The sequence below is a fragment of the Rhizobium sp. NZLR1 genome, assembly GCF_017357385.1.
Taxonomy (GTDB): domain Bacteria; phylum Pseudomonadota; class Alphaproteobacteria; order Rhizobiales; family Rhizobiaceae; genus Rhizobium.
Genome location: NZ_CP071633.1, coordinates 327703 through 349847, shown reverse-complemented (window position 1 = coordinate 349847; position 22145 = coordinate 327703). Strand labels below are relative to the sequence as shown.

Annotated in this window: 19 protein-coding genes and 3 pseudogenes; 6 read left to right on the top strand and 16 right to left on the bottom strand. The window is 58.7% G+C overall.

Going from position 1 to position 22145, the window contains the following annotated elements; all coding sequences use genetic code 11:
* Positions 1 to 154: 154 nt before the first annotated feature.
* A pseudogene (locus J3O30_RS33305) lies at positions 155 to 391 on the bottom strand (Curdlan synthase); the annotation flags it as partial.
* A gap of 260 nt (positions 392 to 651) precedes the next feature.
* Entirely contained in the window at positions 652 to 852 is a 201-nt protein-coding gene (locus J3O30_RS24075) for a hypothetical protein (RefSeq protein ID WP_207585080.1), read from the bottom strand.
* Positions 853 to 1519: 667 nt separating this feature from the next.
* Here J3O30_RS24075 and J3O30_RS24070 point away from each other — a divergent pair.
* Both J3O30_RS24070 and J3O30_RS24065 read left to right on the top strand, forming a co-directional pair.
* Positions 1520 to 2662, top strand: coding sequence for an AraC family transcriptional regulator (locus J3O30_RS24070; RefSeq protein WP_207585079.1), 1143 nt, complete (start codon positions 1520 to 1522; stop codon positions 2660 to 2662).
* A gap of 53 nt (positions 2663 to 2715) precedes the next feature.
* Positions 2716 to 2823, top strand: a pseudogene (locus J3O30_RS24065) (fumarylacetoacetate hydrolase family protein); the annotation flags it as partial.
* Positions 2824 to 3140: 317 nt separating this feature from the next.
* Here J3O30_RS24065 and J3O30_RS24060 read toward each other — a convergent pair.
* The 3 genes from J3O30_RS24060 to J3O30_RS24050 form a co-directional block, all read right to left on the bottom strand.
* The gene (locus J3O30_RS24060; RefSeq protein WP_207585078.1) at positions 3141 to 4166 is read right to left on the bottom strand and encodes an ABC transporter permease; all 1026 of its coding nucleotides are present in this window, start codon (positions 4164 to 4166) and stop codon (positions 3141 to 3143) included.
* A gap of 42 nt (positions 4167 to 4208) precedes the next feature.
* On the bottom strand, positions 4209 to 5750 hold the full coding sequence (locus J3O30_RS24055) for a sugar ABC transporter ATP-binding protein (protein WP_207585077.1): 1542 nt from the start codon (positions 5748 to 5750) through the stop codon (positions 4209 to 4211).
* Positions 5751 to 5831: 81 nt separating this feature from the next.
* Positions 5832 to 6794, bottom strand: a complete 963-nt coding sequence (locus J3O30_RS24050) for a sugar-binding protein (protein ID WP_207585076.1) — start codon at positions 6792 to 6794, stop codon at positions 5832 to 5834.
* A 325-nt stretch (positions 6795 to 7119) separates the two neighbouring features.
* Here J3O30_RS24050 and J3O30_RS24045 point away from each other — a divergent pair, with 325 nt between their 5' ends.
* Positions 7120 to 8229 carry a substrate-binding domain-containing protein gene (locus J3O30_RS24045; protein ID WP_207585075.1) on the top strand — a complete coding sequence of 370 codons (1110 nt, stop codon included), beginning with the start codon at positions 7120 to 7122 and terminating at the stop codon, positions 8227 to 8229.
* 66 nt (positions 8230 to 8295) lie between these two features.
* Here J3O30_RS24045 and J3O30_RS24040 read toward each other — a convergent pair whose 3' ends face one another.
* The 11 genes and pseudogenes from J3O30_RS24040 to J3O30_RS23990 form a co-directional block, all read right to left on the bottom strand.
* Positions 8296 to 9177, bottom strand: coding sequence for an alpha/beta hydrolase-fold protein (locus J3O30_RS24040; RefSeq protein WP_207585074.1), 882 nt, complete (start codon positions 9175 to 9177; stop codon positions 8296 to 8298).
* Between the two features lie 398 nt (positions 9178 to 9575).
* Positions 9576 to 10301 carry an amino acid ABC transporter ATP-binding protein gene (locus tag J3O30_RS24035; RefSeq protein WP_207585073.1) on the bottom strand — a complete coding sequence of 242 codons (726 nt, stop codon included), beginning with the start codon at positions 10299 to 10301 and terminating at the stop codon, positions 9576 to 9578.
* Positions 10279 to 10938, bottom strand: a complete 660-nt coding sequence (locus tag J3O30_RS24030) for an amino acid ABC transporter permease (protein ID WP_207585072.1) — start codon at positions 10936 to 10938, stop codon at positions 10279 to 10281. The genes J3O30_RS24035 and J3O30_RS24030 overlap by 23 nt, the downstream gene beginning before the upstream one ends.
* Positions 10935 to 11606 (bottom strand): amino acid ABC transporter permease, encoded by a 672-nt coding sequence (locus tag J3O30_RS24025; protein ID WP_207585071.1) that lies wholly within the window; start codon positions 11604 to 11606, stop codon positions 10935 to 10937. The genes J3O30_RS24030 and J3O30_RS24025 overlap by 4 nt, the downstream gene beginning before the upstream one ends.
* 80 nt (positions 11607 to 11686) lie before the next feature.
* A complete protein-coding gene (locus J3O30_RS24020; RefSeq protein ID WP_207585070.1) occupies positions 11687 to 12472 on the bottom strand; it encodes a transporter substrate-binding domain-containing protein in 786 nt (261 codons plus the stop codon).
* Positions 12473 to 12524: 52 nt separating this feature from the next.
* Positions 12525 to 13227: pseudogene (locus J3O30_RS24015) on the bottom strand (GntR family transcriptional regulator); the annotation flags it as partial.
* Positions 13228 to 13653: 426 nt separating this feature from the next.
* Complete coding sequence (locus tag J3O30_RS24010) at positions 13654 to 14424, bottom strand: amino acid ABC transporter ATP-binding protein (RefSeq protein WP_207585069.1); 771 nt, start codon at positions 14422 to 14424, stop codon at positions 13654 to 13656.
* 12 nt (positions 14425 to 14436) lie between these two features.
* Positions 14437 to 15096: an amino acid ABC transporter permease gene (locus tag J3O30_RS24005; RefSeq protein ID WP_207585068.1), complete on the bottom strand. Its 660-nt coding sequence runs from the start codon at positions 15094 to 15096 to the stop codon at positions 14437 to 14439.
* Between the two features lie 5 nt (positions 15097 to 15101).
* On the bottom strand, positions 15102 to 15764 hold the full coding sequence (locus J3O30_RS24000; RefSeq protein ID WP_207585067.1) for an amino acid ABC transporter permease: 663 nt from the start codon (positions 15762 to 15764) through the stop codon (positions 15102 to 15104).
* A gap of 167 nt (positions 15765 to 15931) precedes the next feature.
* On the bottom strand, positions 15932 to 16771 hold the full coding sequence (locus tag J3O30_RS23995) for a transporter substrate-binding domain-containing protein (protein WP_207585066.1): 840 nt from the start codon (positions 16769 to 16771) through the stop codon (positions 15932 to 15934).
* Positions 16772 to 17696: 925 nt separating this feature from the next.
* Positions 17697 to 18782 (bottom strand): ROK family protein, encoded by a 1086-nt coding sequence (locus tag J3O30_RS23990; protein ID WP_207585065.1) that lies wholly within the window; start codon positions 18780 to 18782, stop codon positions 17697 to 17699.
* 124 nt (positions 18783 to 18906) lie between these two features.
* Between J3O30_RS23990 and otsB the strand changes: the two genes are divergently transcribed.
* The 3 genes from otsB to J3O30_RS23975 all read left to right on the top strand — a co-directional run bounded on the left by otsB (position 18907) and on the right by J3O30_RS23975 (position 22096).
* Positions 18907 to 19686, top strand: a complete 780-nt coding sequence (gene otsB, locus J3O30_RS23985) for a trehalose-phosphatase (protein ID WP_207585177.1) — start codon at positions 18907 to 18909, stop codon at positions 19684 to 19686.
* Positions 19687 to 19887: 201 nt separating this feature from the next.
* Positions 19888 to 20772, top strand: a complete 885-nt coding sequence (locus tag J3O30_RS23980; RefSeq protein ID WP_207585064.1) for an AraC family transcriptional regulator — start codon at positions 19888 to 19890, stop codon at positions 20770 to 20772.
* Positions 20773 to 21022: 250 nt separating this feature from the next.
* Positions 21023 to 22096: a sugar ABC transporter substrate-binding protein gene (locus tag J3O30_RS23975; RefSeq protein ID WP_207585063.1), complete on the top strand. Its 1074-nt coding sequence runs from the start codon at positions 21023 to 21025 to the stop codon at positions 22094 to 22096.
* The last annotated feature ends 49 nt before the right edge of the window (positions 22097 to 22145 follow it).

The window sequence follows — 22145 nt, the reverse complement described above, 5'->3', positions numbered from 1 at the left end:
TTCGTCGACGTGCGGCACAGCCAAAATTTGTACCGCAACATCTACTGTCAGCGCTTTTGGCCGCCGGTTCGGATCCCTTCAAGGCGATCAAGCGGGGCCAACTTCGTCAAAGACGCGACGAACCCTCGCATGAGCCGGGCTACAAGGTGCGCGTTCACCCGAATGACCGCAACAACAGATTAAGAGAGACGGCAACCTTGTCGATGTCGCGAATATCCCGCGAATATTGACCGGTGTAGAGTTTGACAATCATGCTGTCGCGAGCAGCGCCGCTGAGTTCGAAATACAGGTGCAGGTAATAGGCTTGCTTGTCGCCGCTGCGACTTACGCTCCTTCGTCGCTGAGTGACCTGTCCGAGCTCCGCTTTGAACGGGGCGAAGCCGGGGAGTTTCTCCCGCTTTGACCAATATGGTCAAGCCATCTCCGGCGCGGCGACTGACGTGATGGGTGATGATGGAGTGGGAAATCACTGCGCCGCGCCTGACAGTGCTGCCATCTCATTCAGTCAGAAACAGCATAATTCCACGCGATCTTTTTTCTAGAGCATGATGCCGAAAAGTGTGAGCGGTTTTCTCATGACATCATGCTCTAACTCTTTAATCTAGAACAGGATTCAGATTTTAGGCTGGGTCGGTCTAAAATCATCCGGTTCTAATGCGGTCGAACCCTTTTGGTCGCGATCAGCATGACGAGATCTTCGGAGGCATCTGCGAGCTCCAATGCCAATTCCGCAGCCGACCATCCACGTTTCTGCAAAGTGACGAGCATTTCCACCATCGCGACTTCGACCTCTCGTCTGCAGCTCGAAATCGGCTTCAATTCGATATGTTTCTCATCACATGCGGTGGTCATCTTAGCCTCCGATCTGCCATAGAAATGGGCAGCGTTACAAAATTCGCCAATGGGTGGATATGGTAAGGGTTGCGTGCAAGCCTCGGCCTCATTACGCATCGACACAGACGGCCTCGGCCTGCGCGCAACCCCTTCGCGTCCTTATTTGCCGATTTCCGGCATCAGGAGCGTCTCGCACGAAGGTGAGCAGAGGAAACCCGCACTATTGGCGATAGGAATTTTTCCCGGCGCCTGAGGGTTATGCGGAGAAGAATTCCTGTCGTAAGCCGATGCTCGCGCAAAGCGCGCACGAATATTGCCCCGATAGTTCACGACCTATCCTCCTCTGCTTGCATATTTTGTTGTGAATTAGTGTCGTTTCACGTTGAGAGTGCTTGGAAACTGCATTGCACTGGCAAGTGAGTATTTGGGCTTTCCGAACGTCCTTCGGAACTAACCCTTGCTCATTTAGATACAGGAACAGGACGCAATTGTCGTTATCGCCGCATCCCGAAAATTATCGGTCCGTCCATTTCTGCTCGTAAAGGAATATGATAAGTAGCTTATGCACGTAGGACTTCAGTCGATTCGGTTTTGTCGGATGGGCTGCGCGGACGTTTCAGCCGCGAAAACGATTTTTTGCCTCAGTTTCAACAGCCCGGATCGGCTTATGCGCTGGAGGAATTGGATGGTTACGGAGTCTGGAGATGACCCCGCTGCTGGACAGGAATGGCCGGCCCACCTCGAGCGGCGGCGCTGGCCGCGCGAACCGTCCTCGCAGAAAGAACATCGGGTGGACGTTCCGCCTGCATTGGTGCCCTTGCGATTTTCGACGCGAGACCTGCCGCCGAAAGAACAATTCCAGTCCTGGCGATCACATATGGCGCCGCTTGTGGATGTTCATCTGCCGGACGGACAACCAGAGGACGACGGTTTTCTCGCGGAACAGACCGGCTGGCATCTCGGCGATATCCTCATCGTCCAGCAGCGGACGCAGGCATGCAGCTATGTTCGCGATCAGGCCATGCTGCGATCGAGCCCAATCGATCACTGGAACGTCGGCGTACTTCGCAGCGGCCGGGCCTGGACCGAGGCCAATCGGCATGTAACGGAGACCGGCCCGGGTGAGATATTTTTCAGGTCTCTTGGTTACCCATACCGGGGGCGGATGACCGATTCAGCCGCTGTGCTCGTCTTCTTGCCCTATGAACTGTTGACCCGTGATACGCCTCTTCTGCAGAGCGCCAACAACATCGCCCCCTCCGGTAGCCTCGCCGAATTGCTCGTCAGCTATATCAACGGCCTGGAGGCGAACCTGGGCAATTTGACGGTGGAGGAGGTGCCGCGGATCATACGGACGATCGGCGATATGGTCGTTGCATGCGCTGCATCGTCCGCAAGTTTGGATCGCGGTCAGGAACAGAACAATATGGGCCTGATGGAGCGGGCGCATCGCTATATTCACCTCAATCTTCTTTCAGATAGCTTGACGCCTGACGTCATGTGCCGTGCGCTGGGCATCTCGCGGACGCGGCTCTACCAATTGTTCGAAACGAGCGGGGGCGTCTTCAACTACATTCGCAAACGTCGATTGCTGCAGGCATATGCGGATCTTACCAACCCGACCGACAACAGGCCGATCTCGGAGATTGCCCAGGCCGCCGGCTTCGACGTTGCAGCCAATTTCACGCGCGCGTTCAGCCATGAATTCGGGCTCAGCCCGCGTGAAGTGAGAAAGACCATAGCAACTGAGCGCCCCGCCATCCCCACAACACGTTCCATGCAACGTTTTGGGACAACGATCGGCGATTGGCTAACGCTCGCACGTTGATGCGGTGGGCTAAGCTTTCCTCAACTCAGTCTGAGATCCACCCGAGGATTCACCTCGGTCAGATGATTTTCGACATCGCACGGCAGATCGAATATTGCTCCAGTTTCACGCGCCTGGAGTCGGGCGATGTCATTGTCAGCGGCACGCCAGGCGGCATTGGCTCGTAGGGAGGCAGCCGAATGAACTGGCATTCACAGTCTCAAAGCTGAAGCCGAAGAGGCAATTCCCTCACCCGCCCGCTCCTCCCTTGCAACCCGGCCCAGCCGGTCGGATCGGGGGCTGATCAACAGTGCCAGTGTCGCATCTCTAACTGGCTGGCGGCGTCGCATCTCTATCAGCTTTGACATTATTTGTAGCCGCAAAGTTAGAATGTCCTGTTTCTGCAAAGTTGGAATGCCACACTCTGCCCGTTTTGATGACGGCGGAGATTGCAGAAGGGATTGATAGCGATGAGCGAGCGTGATCTGCAGCGGATGACCTAATCCTGATTGGCAGCCACCGGCAAACTGCCTTCGCTCGAATGACGGGTTTCGGTCTGCCGGGCGGCAGAGACGACGCGGCGTTTTGCGCGGATGGCGTGCCATTGTTGGTCGATCAGGACGCCGATGAGGATCACGCCGCCCATGACGGCGAAATTCAGAGACGACGGGATGCCGAGCAGATTGACGAGGTTCTGCAACTCCTGGAGCAGGACTGTACCCAGCACGACGCCGACGATCGATCCCTCGCCGCCGCGGAGCGAGAAGCCGCCGAGCACGGCCGCGGCAATCGCGTAGAGTTCGTAGAACTGGCCATGGCTCGCCGGCGAGATCGAGCGCGTGTACATGGCGAAATAAATCGCCGAAAGCGCCGTCAGCAGCCCGCAGATGACATATGCCGACATGATCATGCGGCTGGTCCGAATACCGGAATAGCGGGCCGCCTCCTCATTCTTCCCGATCGCGTAGAGATAACGCCCGAAGACGGAGCGATGCAGCATGATCCACATGACCACGGCAATGATCACGAGGGCAGTGAAGGTATTGGGAACACCGTAGAACCGTCCGGCGGTCAGGAATTCGAGGTCCGGAAAATTTTGGCCAAAAGCAAAGCCCGCCGTTCCGTCGGCCGTATAGAAGCGCGCTGCCCCACGATAAATCAGCAGGCCGCAGAGGGTGACGACGAAGGGTTGCAGGTTGAGCCGGGTGATCAACCAGCCGTGGACGGCACCAACGACTGCGCCAAGCACGAGAATGAGCGGCAGCGCCAGCATCCACGACATATCCTGGACGGCGATGAAATCGACGAACAGCACACCGAGAAGAGCGACGAGTGAGCCCACGGAAAGCTCGATGCCGCCGGTAATGATGACAAAGGCCTGACCGATCGACAGAATGCCGAACAGGCCGATCAGGTTGGCGGTGTTGGCCAGGTTGATCGGCAGCAGGAAGCGCGGATTGATGACGGCGACGACAATGCCGACGACGACGATCAACAGCAGCAGTCCGAGATCTTTCTTGATCATTCGAGATCCATTCCCCGATACCTATTTGTATTGCCGCAGCCGCTATTTTACCCTTTTGCCGACCGCAAGCAAAAGGACGTTTTCCTGGCTGAATGCGTCCTCTTCCAATATGCCGGCGATCTGGCCCTCGTGCATGACGGCGATGCGGTCGGAAACGCCGATCACCTCTTCCATGTCGCTGGAGATCATCAGGATCGCCACTCCGGCATCGGCTAGCGCTCGCATCAGGCCGTAGATCTCGTTCTTCGCGCCGATATCGATGCCGCGCGTCGGCTCGTCGAAGATCATCACCCTCGGGCTCATCGACAACCATTTGGCAAGCACGACCTTTTGCTGGTTGCCGCCGGACAGAGTGCCGGTTCGCGTCGAAACGGATGGCGCCTTGATCCCGAGGCGAACCCGCTGCTTTTCGGCCGCCGCCGTCTCCCGTTCAGCAGAAAGCATGAAGCGGCTGGAAAGCCTGGGAAGATCGGAAAGGGTTATGTTCTGGGCGATCGGGAAATCGAGAAGAATGCCGTTGCGCTTGCGATCCTCCGGCACCAGGAAGATGCCGCGAGCGACGGCGTCACGGGCAGAACGGACCGAAATTTCCCGGCCGTCCTGCAGGATGGTTCCGCCGTAGCTCCGGTCGATGCCGAAGAATACCCTTGCAAGCTCGGTGCGGCCCGACCCGACGAGGCCTGCAAGCCCCATGATTTCCCCATACCTGATCTCCAGATCAACGGGACGGCCGGGATAGGCTTCAGTGCGCACGCCGCTTGCCTTCAGCGCAACCGAGCCGGGCGAGCGCTGCGGTTTTGCGGTCCGGGCCGCAAGCACCCGGCCGATCATCAGCTTGACCATCTGGTCGTGGCCAATGTCCTTCCTGGCGAGCGTGCCCACAAGCGTACCGTCCCGCAGGACGACGACCCGGTCTGCGACGCGCTCTACCTCGTGGAGGCGATGCGAGATGAAAATGACGCTGATTCCGTCGGCTTTCAGCGATTTGATAATGCTCAGAAGCCGCTCGGTTTCGGCCAGCGGCAGGCTGGAAGTGGGTTCGTCGAAGATGACCAGCCTGGCGTTGATCGACAGCGCCTTGGCGATTTCCACCATCTGCTGCTCGGCAAGGGAAAGCGACGCCACCGGTGTGTCGGCGGAAAAATGAGCCCCGACGCGTTTCAAGAGCGGCTTCACCATGTCGCGCAGCCGATCGCGATCGACGAGCTTGAAAGGTCCCGCCTTCAGCGGTTCGCGACCCAGGAAGATGTTGGCGGCAACGTCGAGATTTTCAAAGAGATTGAGTTCTTGGTGCACGAAGGCAATGCCGGATGAGATGCTCGATTCCACCGTCAGAGAACGAAGCTCCGCACCGTCGAGCAGGATCGTGCCTCGGTCGGGTGCGATCACGCCGCCAAGGATTTTCATCAGCGTCGATTTTCCAGCCCCGTTCTCGCCGACGAGGCCGATGACCTCTCCCGGCATGATGTCGAGCGACAGGCCCTCAAGCGCCACGACGCCCGGATAGGTCTTGCCAACGCCGGAAAGCGAGAGGAACGGCGTTGCAAGCGGGTCCGGTGACGTGATGTCGGAGCTATGGTTCATCGCCTGTCCATGGCAGCTAATGCTGTGTCGGCATAAGACGTCTATCGCGGCAGCGGCGAGTGCCGCCGCCGCGAAGGAGGGCTATTTTCCAGACATAGCCTTCAGGCTGGCGGCATACTTGTCAACGTCATCCTTGCCGATGACCACCGTCGGGATGATGATCAAGCCGTTGCTGGGAACGCCGGATTTGTCGCCCTTGAGGTAGGCGGCCATCAGCTTCATACCCTGATAGGCCCACTCGAATGGCTGCTGCACGACGGTTGCTGCGATCGTGCCTTCCTTGACGCCGCCCAGTGTGATCGGATCGTCATCAAAGCCAACGACGGTGATCTGGCCGAGTTTGCCGGCGTCGCGCAGCGCCTCATAGATGCGCGGCGTATTGTAGGAATAGAAGCCGACCATGCAGGTGACGTCGGGGCTCGCCACCAGCGCATCCTCGACGTTCTTCTTTGCACGCGTCTGGTCGATATCGTCGCCGCGTACATCTGTCAGCTCGATTTTCGTGCCCTTCAGGCCGTCTTTCATGCCCTGGATACGTTCCTTGGCATTATCGGCGCCGAGCAGGCCGACGAAGCCGATGCACTTGCCGCCGTCCGGCATCGCCTTCTTGGCGATTTCGGCGGCCTGCATCCCGGCGTCGACATTGGATGAGCCGATATAGGCGACGCGGTTGGTCTGCGGCGCGTCACTATCGGTCGTGAAGAGAGCCGTCTGCGAGCCGATCTTGCTCAAGCCCTCCGTCTGGGTCTTGGGATCGACCGCGGAGACCATGACACCCTTGACGCCGGCACTGACCAAGTCTTCCATCAGGCGTTGCTGAACGGCAACCGATGCCTGCTCAGGGTATTTCAGCTCCATCTGATAGTCCGGCATTTCGGCCTGCGCCTTCTTCACACCGGCCTCTGCGGCTTTCCAGAAGTCGGACGCTCCGTTGACGACGAATGCAAGCGTCGGTTTGTCGGCGGCATGGGATACGGCAATCGGGGCCGCGCTCAGCATCAACCCGGCGAAGAACAAGGCTGCATTGCGTTTCAGCTGTTTCATAATACACCTCCCGAGGGGCCGCAGTGCATGGGCCCGTTTTCGACTTACGGCCGGCCGGATGCGCCCCCTCCCAGGGCCGCCGCAAAGCGACGAGTGGCATTGGTTCCGATCGCTCCGTGACGGTATAGAAGAATTTTAATTAGTAAATAGTATTATCAATCCAGATCAAAACATTTCATCGTGCGTCGACACGGACGCGATTTTGTACTGGAAATTACCATTAACTGGCGGCGTTGCAGCAATTGATGCAATTGCCAGCGCTTTCAGATGGATGCTAATAGTAATTACCAAAACGGCAAATCCAGGCAAAGACAGTTTTCCGCGAATGCGACAACCCACGACCCAAAAGAGCAATAAGCCCGCCGCGGACAAGCCTGCCCGCGTGACGATGATGGATATCGCCGCCGCCGCCGGCTGCTCGCAGGCGGCCGTGTCCTTCGTTCTCAACGATACACCCGGCACCCGTATCTCACAGCAGACCCGCGACCGCGTATGGGAGGCGGCGCGCGCACTTGGCTACACGGGAACGACTTATACGACGAAAGCCTCTTATTCGGGGCTGGACAATGTGATCGGTTTCGCGGTGGATCAACTCGCCACCAGCCCGGAAGCGATCGTTGCGATCGAAGGCGCGCGGCAAGCCTCATGGAACGCCGGCAATGTCCTGTTGGTAACCCAGACACTCAGTGATCCCGTCATGGAGCCGAAAGCCATCAAGGCGTTGACGAGCGGAGGCATTTCGGCGCTCATCTATATGACGATCTATACCCGCCAGGTAGAGCTTCCTTCTTACGTCAGCAAGCTCAACATCCCGACGGTCCTGCTGAATTGTTATACGGCGGACCATGCCTTTCCGGCGGTGGTGCCGAGCGAGATCGCCGGAGGGCAGAGCTCCACCCGGCATCTGATCACGCACGGGCACCATCGCATCGCGACGATCACCGGTGAAATCTGGATGCAGGCTGCACAGGACCGCCTGACCGGATATCGGCGCGCGCTTTCGACCGCCGATATCCCCTTCGATCCGGAATTGGTCATCGAAGGCGACTGGTCGGCCGGTGCCGGCTATGCCTCCACGATGAAGCTGCTTGCTCTGAAAGAGCCGCCGACCGCGATCTTCTGTCAGAACGACCGCACCGCCATCGGGTGTTATGAAGCGCTCAAGGATGCAGGGCTTCGCATTCCCCAGGACATGTCGGTGGTGGGTTATGACGACGAGGAAATTTCACGGCATCTCGTCCCCCCGCTGACGACTTCGGTCCTTCCACATCTTGCCATGGGGCAATGGGCGATCGAACATCTCAACCCGGAAACCATGCCCGGCAAACGCTATCCGATTGCCAAGCTCGAATGCTCGCTCGTCAAGCGTCATTCCGTCGCCGCGCCAAGGGCCGAGGCGCGGCAGATGCTCGATGGCGTACATACCTCGCCATAGGCGCCGGACCGAAGGCCGGCAGCGGTGGCCGGGAACAGATCACCGACGAAACCCTTGCAAAGAACCTCACCTGTCGGTCGATCCTCCGACCGCGAACGCGATGCTGACCGCACGTTTCACGGCGGTCGCAAGAACGGACATGTGGGTCTCACCGGCGTAAAGCTCGAATTCGGCACGCAACCCGTCGGCCGTGCTATTTAATCGCTCCGCCATCTCCTGCGCCAGGAGGATCGTCCGCTCCATCTTCCTCTTCTCCAGGCGTATGGCGGCATCCTCGTTCCGATACTGAAAGGGTGCCAGTTCATCGCCTTCGTATTCTCCGGCGGACAAATGCAGGAAGGCGGAATTTCCCGGGATGAGTTGACGCTGCGCCTCATTGTTGAGGATTTCACTGTTCTCCCAATAGATGGTTGGGCTGGCCGCAATCCAATTGGCAAACAGACCCGGACGCTCGAACAAGGCATAGAGGGTAAAGAGGCCGCCGAAGGAATGCCCGAAAAGCGATCGGCGCAGCGGATCCAGGGTCACCATCTCCGCAATCCGCGGTATCAACTCGTTCTCGATGAAATCCACCAGTTTACCGGTCCCTCCGATGACAACCGGAGGACCGCCCTCAACGAAGGGCGGATAGGATTTAACCGGCGGAGGACCGAGGTCCCAAGACCGGCGGAGCGCATCATAGGGCTCGTCAGACGGGTAGCCGATCGCCGCGATCACCCCCCAATCGACATTCGTGCCCGTGGGATAAGGTGCCTGCGTGACCAGGCTGGCCACCGCGAAGGGAAAAGTGGCATTGCCGTCGGTCATAACCAGAAGCGGCCATCCTCCTGCCGGCGGTCTCTCCGTCGGAATGGACAGGAATATGCGATAAGGCTCGCCGCCCGCAGCCGGAGCCAGATCGAAAAAGCCCGTTCCGGGCAATGAATAGACGCTGACAGGATTAGTCATGAGAAGGTTTTCTGATGTTTGCACGAGAGGATAGGAGGAGCAAAATTGATGTTGGTGCGATTCATTGGTTGCTTTTGAAGGGTGGGGTCAAGGATGAAGCCTGACTTGCGACGGGTAATGATTTATCACCCGCAAGGAAAGCGCAATGAACCTCACCTACTCTCACGTCAACCTGGATAAACGCTGCAAGATCGCTCGGCAGCGCATGGCCGGCATCAATTGAAATCATTGCCGAGAAACTCGGGCGTCATCGCTCGCCGATATGGGATGCGGGCAAGGCGCCTATATCGGGTTGGCGGCAGCTGGAACAGTAAGGGTGTTCGCACCGAACGAGTAATCGAGGCACAAACGCAGCACGCGAAATGCGCGTCCACCACGGTGGCTGTTGTCACTGCGTCTTAGCTGACGCCAAGAAACTGTTTCAGTTCTGCAGTCTGTGGATTGGCGAAGACTTCCTCCGGGACGCCGACTTCGTGGACCCGGCCCTGATGCATGAAGACGACGCGGCTGCAGACGTCGCGGGCAAACTTCATCTCGTGCGTTACCATCAGCAGCGTCATTCCCTCAGCGGCAAGCTCGCGCACGACGGCCAGAACTTCGGCAACCAGCTCCGGATCCAGCGCCGAGGTGATCTCGTCGCAAAGAAGCGCGCTCGGCTGCATGGCGAGCGCGCGGGCGATGGCGACGCGTTGCTGCTGACCACCCGAGAGCTCATCGGGATAGGCGTCGAACCTGTGGGCCAGCCCCACGCGCTCCAGCATCTTGCGGGCGATGGCTTCGGCATCGGGCTTTGAAGTCCTCTTGACCACGGTCTGAGACAGCATGACGTTGCCGCCAACGGTCAGGTGGGGAAAGAGGTTGAACTGCTGAAAGATCATGCCGACCTTAAGGCGCAGCGCCTTGAGATGCATCTCGTCACCGATGAGTTGCGCACCGGCCACGGAGATGGAGCCGTCGGTGATGGTCTCCAGGCCGTTGATGCAGCGAAGCAGGGTCGATTTGCCCGAACCGCTTTTGCCGATAATGGCGATGACTTCGCCCACCTCCACATCGAGATTGATGCCTTTCAGCACTTCTGTGGTTCCGAAGCTCTTTCGGACTTCAGTGATTTCGATGAGCGACATTAAGCTTCCTTTCCAGGATCTGGCTGCTTTTTGACAAAGGCCAGCAAAGGGCAAAGTAGATAAGGGCGACGAGCCCGTAGACGATGAAGGGTTGGAAGGTCGCATTGGTGACCACCGTGCCCGCTTTCGACAATTCGACGAAGCCGATGATCGAGGTCAGCGCTGTTCCCTTGACGATTTGCACGGAGAAGCCGACCGTGGGCGGTATGGCGACCCTCAACGCCTGCGGGAGGATGACGTAACGCATCTGCTGCAGCCGGCCCATGCCAAGGCTGGCTGAGGCTTCCCATTGCCCCCCGGCGACCGCTTCAACGCAGCCTCGCCAGATTTCGGCGAGGAAGGCGGCGCTCCACAGGGTGAGCGCCAGCCCAGCAGCAAGCCAGGCCGGCACATCGATGCCGAAAAGGCCGAGACCGAAAAAAGCGATGAAGAGCTGCATCAGCAGCGGGGTGCCCTGGAAAAGTTCGATGTAATATTTCGCGAGCACCTTGAATGCCTTGCGCTTGCCGATGCGCAGGAACAGCAATCCCAGTCCGACCGCACCGCCGCCGACGAACGAGACGAGCGAAAGCAGGATCGTCCAGCGAGTGGCGAGCAACAGGTTGCGCAGGATATCCCAGAATGTGAACTCGATCATCGTGCTTCTCTCCGCGGGAAAATAAAGCCGCCGACGATCGCCAGCACCTGCCGGAGCAGGATTGCCAGCATCAGATAGATGGTTGTCGAGACGATGTAGGCCTCGAAGGCGCGGAAGGTTCGCGATTGTATGAAGTTCGCGGCAAAGGTCAGATCCTCGGCAGCGATCTGCGACACGACCGATGAGCCGAGCATGACGATGACGACTTGCGACGACAGCGCCGGCCAGATGCGCTGCAGTGACGGCACGAGAACGACATAGCGGAAAGTTTCGAAGCGCGTCATGGCAAGGCTTTCGCCTGCTTCGAACTGACCCTTCGGGGTTGCCTGGATGCCGGCGCGGATAATCTCGCAGCTATAGGCGCCGAGGTTGACGACCATCGCGAGGTTGGCGGCCGTCAGTTCGGAAAGCCGGAAGCCGAGCGATGGCAACCCGAAGAAGATGAAAAACAGCTGGATCAGGAACGGCGTGTTGCGGATCAGTTCGACATAGGTGGCAATGGCAGGCTTCAGCCAGATCGGGCCGAGTGCGCGCACCCAGGCGCAGAAGATGCCGAGCGAAATGCCGAGCACTCCGCCGACCGCGATAAGCTCCAAGGTGATCAGTATGCCCTTGATGATCTCAGGGTAATATTGAAGCAGCCAGCCGAATTCGAAATGGTAGCTCAAGAAATTCTCCCCTCTTGCGGTGACGGAGCGGATGTCATCCCGCCAGCCAGTGCGGGATGACGTCCGTGAAACCGGTTTCCTTACAGATCCGACGGGAGATCGGTGCCGAGCCACTTCTGCGATATGGTGTTCAGCGCGCCATCGGCTTTGGCGGCAGCAATAATGCCGTTTACCTTCTCCAGAAGAGCCGTCTGCTCCTTGTTGAGACCGATGTAGCAGGGCGAGTTCTTGATGAGGAACTTCAGCTCGGGGCGCTTGGGGGGATTTTTGGCGAGGATCGCAGCAGCCACCACGTTGCCGGTAGCGACAGTGTCAACCTGGCCGGACAGGAAGGCCGAGATAGTGCCGTTATTGTCCTCGTAACGCTTGATCGTCGCGTCGGCCGGCGCGATCTTCGTCAGCTCCAAGTCCTCCACGGCGCCGCGCGTAACGCCGATGCTCTTGCCGGCGAGATCTTCCGCCTTGGCGACCGAAAGATCGGCCGGCGCGAAAACGCCGTTGAAAAAGGGGGCGTAGGCGACAGAGAAATCGATCACCTTTTCACGCTCCGCATTTTTTCCGAGGCTGGAAATGACCAAGTCGACTTTGTTCGTCTGCAGATAGGGAACGCGGTTGGCGCTGGTGACCGGCACGAGCTCGGCTTTGACGCCCAGCTTTTCGGCAATGAGATTGGCCATATCGATGTCATAGCCCATCGGCGCCATATCGGTGCCGACACTGCCGAAGGGCGGAAGATCCTGCGGCACAGCGACGCGCAGCGTACCGCGTGCCATGATGTCGGAGAGAGTATCGGCGTGAGACGGCGAGCTGAAGCCGAAGCTTGCCGCCAGGGTCGCGATTCCGATGAGTGCTCGTCTTGTCAGCATGTGTTCATTGCTCCTTTGGAGTTGTGGTTTTGAAGTTTAACGATGGAGGAGAGGAGGACACGGTCTTGGGAGGGAGTGAGAGGGAGCTGCGCAGTTCCGAGAGCGGGTCCGGGCGCGTGGTGAGGTCGAGGCCCATTTCCACTTCATCAAGATGTTCGACAGAAAGCGCCGCAGCTCTGAAGAAATCGCCCGCCTGCATGGCCTCGAAGATACGGCAATGCCCGTCATGAGATTGCGCTGCGTGAAATTCAGACTGATAGAGCATCGAAATGAGGATCGTCCTCGCCGTTAGATCGCGAAGGATATCGACGATGATGGCGTTCCCGCTCAATTCGGCGATGCGGATGTGGAAATCGCCCATCAAATAGGTCAAGCGCTGGCGATCGGCGGCAGCCATTGCGCTTTTTTCCTCGTTCAAATGTTGCGGCAAGAGCCTTGCGTCCGTCATCTGTCAGCACGCGCATGCCGCGCAGCGATCCAGCCTCGACGACACGCCGTGCCTCATAGACAGCGATCGCCTCTTCTGCGGACGGCTCAACGACAAACCAACCCCGCCGGGGACTTACATGCACGGTGCCGCGTGTCTCCAAGCGCATCATGGCTTCCCTGACCCGGGTCCGGGACACCCCGAAGAGCGCGGCCAGCTGGTTTTCGCTGAGACGCGTACCGGGCCGAATCTTTGCCGAAAGGATCCCGGAGACGATCGTTGCCTCGATGGACTTCTGCGCGGTCTCGGGTGTGTGGCTATCTTGCATAAAAGAGAGAAAGCAAAGCATATGCCAAAATCCTGCGTTCAGGATTTTCAAGATGTCTCGAAGGCTTGGCCGGGAATTTGCCTGCCGGGAATGCAGATTGACCGAAATTTGTGCGCGCGCCCGCACCTCCTCGTCCCGACATTTGGTCCGGTCGTCATTGCCGCCGGCGCCCACTGGCAACGAGGACTAACAGTTCCCTCGATCGGTTGCCCTGTTGGCAGATTTCTTTCTTGAAGAAGGAGCGGCCGCGCGTCGAAACTCGCCTTGGATCGGGCGCCATGCAGGTAAGCAACGCTGATGGTCCACGCGGCCTCTTTTTCGTCTAAAGCGCGTCGCATCAAATTTGATGCATGCGACGCGCTTTTGCCCTTTGTTTTTATGCATGTCGTTGTCCCGGAACCGCTGCACACTTCCGGGCGACATGCATTAGTTGAAACTCGAGGTTTTGAGGAATTCTGCGAGCCGTTCGGTCTTCGGCCGCACGAACATTTCCTTCGGATCTCCCTCCTCGCAGATAACGCCCTGGTTCATGAAGATGACGCGCGATGAAACCTCGTAGGCGAAGCGCATTTCATGGGTGACGAGCAGCATGGTCATGCCGTCGGAGGCAAGCCCCTTGATGACCTGCAGCACTTCGCCCACCAGCTCCGGATCCAGCGCCGAGGTCACTTCGTCGAACAGCATCAGCCTCGGCGACATGGCGATGGCGCGGGCGATCGCGACGCGCTGCTGCTGGCCGCCGGAAAGCTGTCCGGGATAGTGGTTGGTGCGCGCGGCGAGGCCGACACGATCGAGCCATTTTTCCGCGATGGCGCGGGCTTCCGGCTTCGTCATTTTCTTCACCTTGACGAGACCGAGCATGACGTTTTCAGCGGCACTCATATGCGGGAAGAGATTGAACTGCTGAAAAGCCATGCCGGTCAGCGCGCGCTGGCGTGCAATTTCCTTCTCGCTCTTGCGGCGCCGCGTAGCGCCTTCGGCGCGGTAGCCGATCTCCTCGCCATCGAGGCTGATCGTGCCGCCCTGGAATTCCTCCAGCATGTTGACGCAGCGCAGCAAAGTGGTTTTCCCGGAGCCGGACGAGCCGATGATGGAAATGACCTCGCCTTCCGCTACGGCGCAATCGACGCCTTTGAGAACCTCGTGGATGCCGTAAGTCTTGCGCAGGCCTTTGATGTCGAGAATGGTGTTGGCCATCGGGGGAACTCCTCAGGACGGCAGGGCGGTCTTGCGCTCGACATATTTGCCGAAGTGCTCGATGCCGTAATTGACGATGAAATAGAGACCGCCGGCCAGGAAATAGAACTGGAGGCTCATGAAATTGCGGGAGATGATCTCCTGCGTGCGCAGCAGAAGCTCCGCGACGCCGATGACCGAGAGCAGCGTCGAGGCCTTCACCATCTCGGCGGCGGTATTCACCCAGGCCGGCAGGCACTGGCGCATGGCCTGCGGCCACAGCACCGAGGTGAAGGTCTGGGTAAAGGTCAGGCCGATCGCCTTGGCGGCTTCAGTCTGCCCCTTCGGGATCGCCTGAAGCGCACCGCGGACGATTTCGCCGACATGCGAGGAGCAGAAGATAGCAAGGGCGAGCACACCGGCTGAAAACGGCCCGAGATCGAGACCGACAGCGGCAGAGACATAGTAGCTCGCCAGCACCAGCACCAGCACCGGCGTGCCGCGGATGATATCGGTATAGGCGCGCACGGCCACACGTAAAACAACGCCGCCATAGACGAGCGCCAGGCCGACGAAAACGCCGAGGACGGAACCCGCGAGGATGGCCAGCAGAGAGATCGATACGGTCACACCGACGCCATTGATGATGACGTAGCGGGCGATCCAGAGTTGTTCGAGAAAGGTGTGGGTCATCAGGTCTATCTCGGCAGGGCCAGGCGGCGCTCGACGAAGCGCATCACGGCAGCGATGAGGAAACAGGTCACGACGTAGAGGGCCGATGTGACCATCCAGGTTTCGATGACGCGAAAGCTCTCGACATTGATCTTGCGGGCAGCAAAGGTCAGCTCCGGCACGGCGATGGCGGCGGCGAGCGAGGTGTCCTTGAAGAGCGAGATGATCGTCGAGGATAACGATGGCAGCACGTTACGCAGCATCAACGGCGCGATGATAGAGCTGCGGATCTGCATTCCCGTCAGGCCGATGGCGAGGCCGGCTTCCGTCAATCCTCTCGGGATCGACAACAGCCCGGCGCGGAACACCTCGGCCAGATAGGCGCCGGAATAGAGCGATAGGACCAGCACGAAGCTTTTTATCTTGTCGAGGCGCAAGCCCATCTGCGGCAGCGCGAAAAAGACGAAAAGCACCAGGACGAGAATCGGCAGGTTGCGGATTACCGTGACATAGAGCCGTGCAGGCACGACCGCGAAGCGGCTTTTGGACGTCAGCGCGAATGCCACGGCGAGACCGATCGCAGCCCCGATCAGGATCGAGATCACCGCAAGGCCGAGGCTGAGCGCGAGCCCGCTCAAAAGGAAATCGAAATTGCGCCAGACGGCGCCGAAATTCAACGTGTAACCCATACGGGCCGCCCTTTCAGACTGAACATGATGCCGAAAATTGTGCGCGGTTTTCTTATGACATCATGCTCGCACTGTTTAATTGAAAACAGGATTCAGATTTCAGGACGACCCGGCGTGAAATCATCCTGCGCAGCGGAGCGGGAGAACAGTCCCGCTCCGCATGGCCGTTACTTGAATTCAACAGGAAAGCCGATCTGCGGTGGCGTCAGATCCTTGCCGAACCAGGTCTTGAAGGACTTGGCGTAGAAGTCGAACTCGACGCCGGTCATGGCTTCATGCAGGGCGGTGTTGACGAAGTTCAGCCAGTCCTGGTCGCCGCGCTTGACCGCGCAGGCGTAGGTCTGCGGGTTCCAGCCGTAACCAGCGTCCTTATAGCGGCCCGGATTTTGGGTCATGTACCAGGCGAGCGACGACTGGTCGGTGGCGACGGCGTCGGCGCGTCCCGACTCCAGGGCCTGATAGATCAGGTCGACGGAATCATACTGATCGACGGCCGCCTCCGGCAATGCCGCATGCACCATTGTCTCGGCGTAGACGTTCTGGAGAACCGAGATGGTGACGGAAGAACCAGCCGCCTTGAGAGCGGCGTAGTCGGCATATTTTGCGTCCGCCTTGAGCATCAGGCCCACACCCTCGCGATAATAGGGAATGGTAAAGGCAACCTGCTGGGCGCGTTCGCCGGTAACGGTCATGAACTGGCAGGTGATGTCGACCTTGTCAGTGGTAATGTTCGGGATGCGGGCGTCGGAGGACTGGTTCACATATTCAATTTTCTCAGGATCGCCGAAGAGAGCTTTGGCGATGATATGGCCCATGTCGACGTCGAAGCCCTGAAGCTTGTCGTCTGCGCTCTTAAAGTGCCAAGGCGCGTTGGTGCTGCCCGTGCCGAGGACGAGGTGGCCGCGGGCCAGCACTTCATCGAGCTTGCTGCCGTCGGCCAGCACAGGCGTGGACAACATGGCGGCGGCGACCAGCGACATCACGCCGGTGCGAAAGGAAATGGTCATGGCGTTCCCCTTATGGATGGTTCCCATTATTCCAGTATAATGGACGTATGTCTGTTTTACTGGAATAATGTATCAAGTGCCATGAAGGATGAATTGTCAATGGGTACTGCCGAAAAAACGCGCAGTGAAATGCGTGGCGATTTTTTTGGCAGCGCAGCATTTTCCTGTTGCCACCGAGGCTGATCGCCTTGGGGCTTGCTGACCGTTTCAATGAAGGGATATCGAATCGAACAGTGCCGCGTCTCAACGGTCGGCGATGTCTTCGCTGTTTGGAAGCGAGGCAGACTTTAAAGCCGTCGGCATCAAGGCCGAACGCAGTTGATTGCTCGTGCGCCGCCGCCATGATCGCCGTGGCGTTGGTATTGATTTCATGCGCCTGACTGGCGATCTTGGCTTCTCAGCAATCGCGGTCTCGGTCGGCATTCACGCAATACTGATAAATCGGGTAATTTTGCGCGCTAAACGCCATTGCCGACGCATCGCGAACAGCTTCCGTCACCTTGCACAGATCGTCTCATTTAGGCAGGCGAACGGTACTGGTTTTCGGCCTCCAGCCCGCGGGCGGGTTCATTGCCGGAAGATTTGTCGTTTGCATCACGGGTTTCAGGATCGCGGCGTGACGGAACGAGCCCGAGCATTTGTTCGAGACGGACAGCATTGAGCGGAGCGCTTATTCCCTTGAAGTTCATGATCCATCTTTCGTCTGCGCATGGCCTGTGTGACGCCGGAGAGATAAGCGCAATTTGAACCCGCCGAGAACAACCCGTGGCAGTTATCACCATCTTTTCCCAAGCGAAAAAGGGGAGGGGCCTCCAGAGCTGCCGCTAACCCGGTTGACCAAATCGCATCTCCATCTTCCGCAAACGGGCACTCTTTCCTGTCGGGGCTTTTTTGGTTGGTTCGCCCCGGGCAGTGGAGTTGGAGCCTATCGCGCCTTCGTTGCCTCTCGATTCGTGAAATGCGCATTGCCCAGACCCGTACCGATCGTCAGTACCGCCCACCTCGACACGTCGGTCATAAATGGGATCTGCGACAATCCCTGCACGACGGCGTCGTTGTGCATCATCACGAATGTGCTGTCGTCACCAATCTCAGGAATGGCCTTCATCAGCGCGGCGGGAAGGTTGAAGCTGTCGCTTTCCCAGTTTCCGCCCGGCAGGTTCTGTCCGCCGCGTTCGATTGAGCCATCGGCTTTGATGATGCCGGGGCAGGCGATCCCGATGATGGGCGCAGGTTTGAGATTGGCCTTCTCCGCCTTGCCGATCAGTTCGTGCAACATCGCGGCCAACTTCTCGATGGTTGCGGTGCGACTTGGCTCATCATCGGCATGACGCCAGATGGCTGATTCCCATACGCTCGCATCCGCGAAGTTCGGCGCGTCGTCCTTTCCGAATTTTACGACGCCGGCGCGAACGTTAGTGCCGCCGATATCAACGGCCAGGATCGCCTCGTGGCCCTTGAACATCCAGCGCGGCATCAGGTGGACCGAGCCGATCAGTCCAGCCTCGTCAGGATGGTGAACGATCGGCACGACCTCGACGTCTATGCCGGCCGCCTTGAGAATAACCATGGTCCTGGCGATGGTCAGCTCGCCGAACCGGCTCTGCCGGAAGCCGCCGCCAACGACGATGCGTTCCGTCTTGACCCAGCGCTTGTCCTTAAGGAACTTTCCGATCACGTCGGCAAAGTCCTGAGCGAAGTCTTCCACCGCCCCCATGATCAATGCCGCTGCCTCCATGTCGTCGCCCTTGAGGAAGGCATCGATCTTCTTCTTGGAAAGCTTCGCCGTCGCGGTCTTGCCGATCGGGTCGTCTCCGACCTTGCGGATGCGTTTTCTCCAATCGTCAAGCTTCATTTGAAAAGTCTTCTTGTTGGCGTTGTCGCCAACGAAACCATTCTTGTCACGCAGCTCGTTGTTGTAGTCGTCGATCGTCACCAATGGCAGGTTTAACGCGCCATGTGCCAGCGGGGCATTGAGCTCATCACGGGGCTCGGAACTGCTTTTGGCCATCAAAATACCTTCTACGGCGCGAGTGCTCGAACGGGCGGCGAGATACAACGCGGACCAGCCGCTTGATGTTCCGGAGTCGGAAAGCTCACCTTGCCCTCATCGCTTGGCGACCTAGCTTCAATGACTGCAGCGTTTGGAGAATCCCGTGCAGGACGATAGCGCCACCCAGGAAATGCTTTCACTGGTCTTGGAAGAGCCGGATCATTGGGCGATGTTTCTCGATATCGACGGGACGCTGCTCAATCTTGCGCCCACGCCGGACGCGATCGAAGTTCCGGAGGCGCTTCCCGGGCAACTTCACCGCCTGTCGAACAAGCTTGGCGGCGCCTTGGCACTGGTCACCGGACGGTCGCTTGCTTATGCAGACACGCTGTTCAAACCCTTTGCATTTCCGACGGCAGGCCTTCATGGCGCGGAAATCAGGAGCGCCGCGGGAATGCAGACGGTCGATGCGACACCTGAGTTTCAGGCGCTGAAGCACGCGCTGACTGCGGAAGCCGAGCACTATCCGGGAGTCTTGATCGAGGACAAGGGCGCCGCCGTTGCCGCCCATTACCGGCTCGCGCCCGAATATGAAAAGGTACTCGAGGACCGCATGCACCACTATGCGGAGCTAGCAGGGTCGAACTGGGCGTTGCAGCTCGGCAAGATGGTCTTCGAGCTGCGTCCCGCACGATCGAGCAAGGGCGATGCGCTGGAACGGTTTTTCCAGTCCGACCCTTTCAGGAACCGCTGCCCGATTACCATCGGCGATGATCTGACCGACGAGTCGATGTTTGCGATCGCCAATGCGCGCGGCGGCGTTTCCGTACGGGTCGGCGCGATCGGCGCCCCGAGCTGTGCCACGAGCCGGCTGTCCTCCTCTGCACTGGTCAGAAACGTCATTGCCGCCTTGGCCGGCTGAAGCATGTCCTCGGATGATGTGCAATGCCGATTGCTGTCGTCTTTCCGCCAGCTGCGAAGCGTCGATCGTCAAAAAAGTATCAGTTTTGCCTGGGAATCGTGGTGGCGGGCGTGAGACGTGCCCACTACACTCCGCTTAACAATAAAGCCAAAAAGGGAATTTGGCACGCGGGCTTACCACCCGTCCTCGGAGGAGGAAACAATGGAACCTGACTTGGAAGTCATTCAGATCAGACCGGGCGAATCCTTCGCAACGAAGGCGCATGGCTATCCCTATCATACGGTTCGTTGGCATTTTCATCCGGAATACGAACTTCATCTCGTCGTGGCGACAACCGGACGATATTTCGTTGGCGACTTCATCGGCGAGTTCGAGCCAGGCAACCTTGTGCTTGCCGGGCCTAATCTTCCTCATAACTGGATCAGCGATGTCCCGAAAGGATCGAGCATTCCGCTTCGATGCCAGCTCATCCAGTTCAGCGAGAATTTCATCAGCGACACCATGAAGGTGCTGGCCGAGCTCGGCCCGTTCGATCCGGTTCTCGAAGCCTCCCGCCGCGGCGTGCTCTTCGGCGCCGAGACCAGCCGGCAGGTTGCTCCCCTGATGAACGAGGTGCAGCAGGCTCACGGTGTGCGTCGCATCGAGCTCTTCATGATGATCGTCGGCCTGCTCAGCCGGGCGCAGGATTCCCAGTTTCTTGCCAGCCCGAACTATCTGCCCGATCCGTCGGGCTACATGTCGGCCGGCATCAACAAGGCACTCGCCTACATCAGGGAAAATCTGACCAAATCCTTCGATGAAGCCGATCTCGCCAGGATTGCCGGGCAATCGGCCGGGGCCTTTTCGCGCGCCTTCCGCCGCCATACCGGCATGTCGCTGGTGCAATATGTGAAGCGACTGCGCATCAACCTCGCCTGTCAGATCTTGATGAGCGACGACCATGCATCGATCACCGACATCTGCTTCGAGGTCGGCTTCAACAATCTGTCCAATTTCAACCGGCAATTTCTCGCGGAAAAAGGCATGACGCCTTCCCGTTTCCGGCGGCTATTGGGCGACAATATCAACATAGCGAAAGCGGCCTGAGCCAGCCGAGCGAACAGGAACCCGGGAATAGGACGACGTTTCGCCGAAGACGGCGATAGGGAGGACGAGGAGGAGGAACGAAAACTGACATTGATTGAACGCGAGCGCGCAGTGAGCGGTTCGCGAGAGGAGACGCTTGTCCTCAGAAAACGGCAAACCGCCGGGACAGGCGTGGCGGTTCGCTCAGCCGAACGGCCACAGCGAAACACTGCAACGAAGAAGCTACACAATTTTTTTCCAACGGGAGGATATGGAAATGATGAAATTCTCAACCAAGGTGGCAGGTGCGACAGCAGTTGTCCTATCCCTGCTCGGCGGCACGTCCGCCTTCGCGCAAAACGCCGTTTCGGATGCGACGGTCGCATTCCTTATGCCCGACCAGGGCTCGACCCGTTACGAAGAGCACGACCATCCAGGATTCGTCGCGGAAATGAAGAAGCTTTGCGCCTCGTGCAAGGTTCTCTATCAGAATGCCGATGCCGATATTGCCAAACAGCAGCAGCAGTTCAATTCGGCCATTACCCAGGGCGCCAAGGTTATCGTGCTCGATCCGGTGGATTCGGCAGCCGCCGCGTCTCTCGTCCAGCTCGCCCAGAGCCAGGGCGTTAAGGTCATTGCCTATGACCGTCCTATCCCGAAGGGGAAAGCCGATTTCTACGTCTCCTTCGATAACAAGGCGATCGGCAAGGCAATCGCGGAATCGCTCGTCCAGCATCTGAAGGCTAAGAAAGTGCCGACCGATGGCGGCGGCATCCTGCAGATCAACGGTTCACCGACCGACGCGGCTGCCGGGCTGATCAAAGACGGTATTCACGATGGTCTTGCCAGTGGCGGATACAAGACGCTTGCCGAATTCGACACGCCGAACTGGCAGCCGGCGAATGCCCAGCAATGGGCAGCCGGTCAGATCACCCGCTTCAGCAAACAGATCGTCGGCGTGGTCGCCGCCAATGACGGCACCGGTGGCGGCGCCATTGCAGCCTTCAAGGCAGCGGGTGTCGATCCCGTGCCGCCGGTGACCGGCAATGATGCGACGATCGCTGCACTGCAGCTGATCATATCGGGGGATCAGTACAACACGATCTCCAAACCGAGCGAAATCGTTGCGGCTGCCGCTGCCGACGTTGCCGTCAAGCTCCTGGCTGGAGAAACGCCGAAGGCCGAAATGACGCTTTACGACACGCCGGCACAGCTTTTCGTGCCTGCGGTCGTCACTGCCGAGAACCTCAAGGCCGAGATCATCGACAAGAAGATCAACACCGCCGAGGAGCTGTGCACCGGCCGCTACGCCGACGGCTGCAAGAAGCTCGGCATCACCAAGTAATCGAACCAAGGGAAAGCGCGGCCGGTCCGCCGGTCGCGCTTGCCGTTTC

Coding starts and splice junctions, on each gene's coding strand:
- J3O30_RS24060 (WP_207585078.1), bottom strand. CDS start 4,166: ATGATCAAGAAAGATCTCGGACTGCTGCTGTTGATCGTCGTCGTCGGC.
- J3O30_RS24010 (WP_207585069.1), bottom strand. CDS start 14,424: ATGGCCAACACCATTCTCGACATCAAAGGCCTGCGCAAGACTTACGGC.
- J3O30_RS24040 (WP_207585074.1), bottom strand. CDS start 9,177: ATGACTAATCCTGTCAGCGTCTATTCATTGCCCGGAACGGGCTTTTTC.
- J3O30_RS24075 (WP_207585080.1), bottom strand. CDS start 852: ATGACCACCGCATGTGATGAGAAACATATCGAATTGAAGCCGATTTCG.
- J3O30_RS24070 (WP_207585079.1), top strand. CDS start 1,520: ATGGTTACGGAGTCTGGAGATGACCCCGCTGCTGGACAGGAATGGCCG.
- J3O30_RS24020 (WP_207585070.1), bottom strand. CDS start 12,472: ATGCTGACAAGACGAGCACTCATCGGAATCGCGACCCTGGCGGCAAGC.
- J3O30_RS24000 (WP_207585067.1), bottom strand. CDS start 15,764: ATGGGTTACACGTTGAATTTCGGCGCCGTCTGGCGCAATTTCGATTTC.
- J3O30_RS23990 (WP_207585065.1), bottom strand. CDS start 18,782: ATGGCCAAAAGCAGTTCCGAGCCCCGTGATGAGCTCAATGCCCCGCTG.
- J3O30_RS23975 (WP_207585063.1), top strand. CDS start 21,023: ATGGAAATGATGAAATTCTCAACCAAGGTGGCAGGTGCGACAGCAGTT.
- J3O30_RS24045 (WP_207585075.1), top strand. CDS start 7,120: ATGCGACAACCCACGACCCAAAAGAGCAATAAGCCCGCCGCGGACAAG.
- J3O30_RS23995 (WP_207585066.1), bottom strand. CDS start 16,771: ATGACCATTTCCTTTCGCACCGGCGTGATGTCGCTGGTCGCCGCCGCC.
- J3O30_RS24035 (WP_207585073.1), bottom strand. CDS start 10,301: ATGTCGCTCATCGAAATCACTGAAGTCCGAAAGAGCTTCGGAACCACA.
- J3O30_RS24030 (WP_207585072.1), bottom strand. CDS start 10,938: ATGATCGAGTTCACATTCTGGGATATCCTGCGCAACCTGTTGCTCGCC.
- J3O30_RS24055 (WP_207585077.1), bottom strand. CDS start 5,750: ATGAACCATAGCTCCGACATCACGTCACCGGACCCGCTTGCAACGCCG.
- J3O30_RS24050 (WP_207585076.1), bottom strand. CDS start 6,794: ATGAAACAGCTGAAACGCAATGCAGCCTTGTTCTTCGCCGGGTTGATG.
- J3O30_RS23980 (WP_207585064.1), top strand. CDS start 19,888: ATGGAACCTGACTTGGAAGTCATTCAGATCAGACCGGGCGAATCCTTC.
- J3O30_RS24005 (WP_207585068.1), bottom strand. CDS start 15,096: ATGACCCACACCTTTCTCGAACAACTCTGGATCGCCCGCTACGTCATC.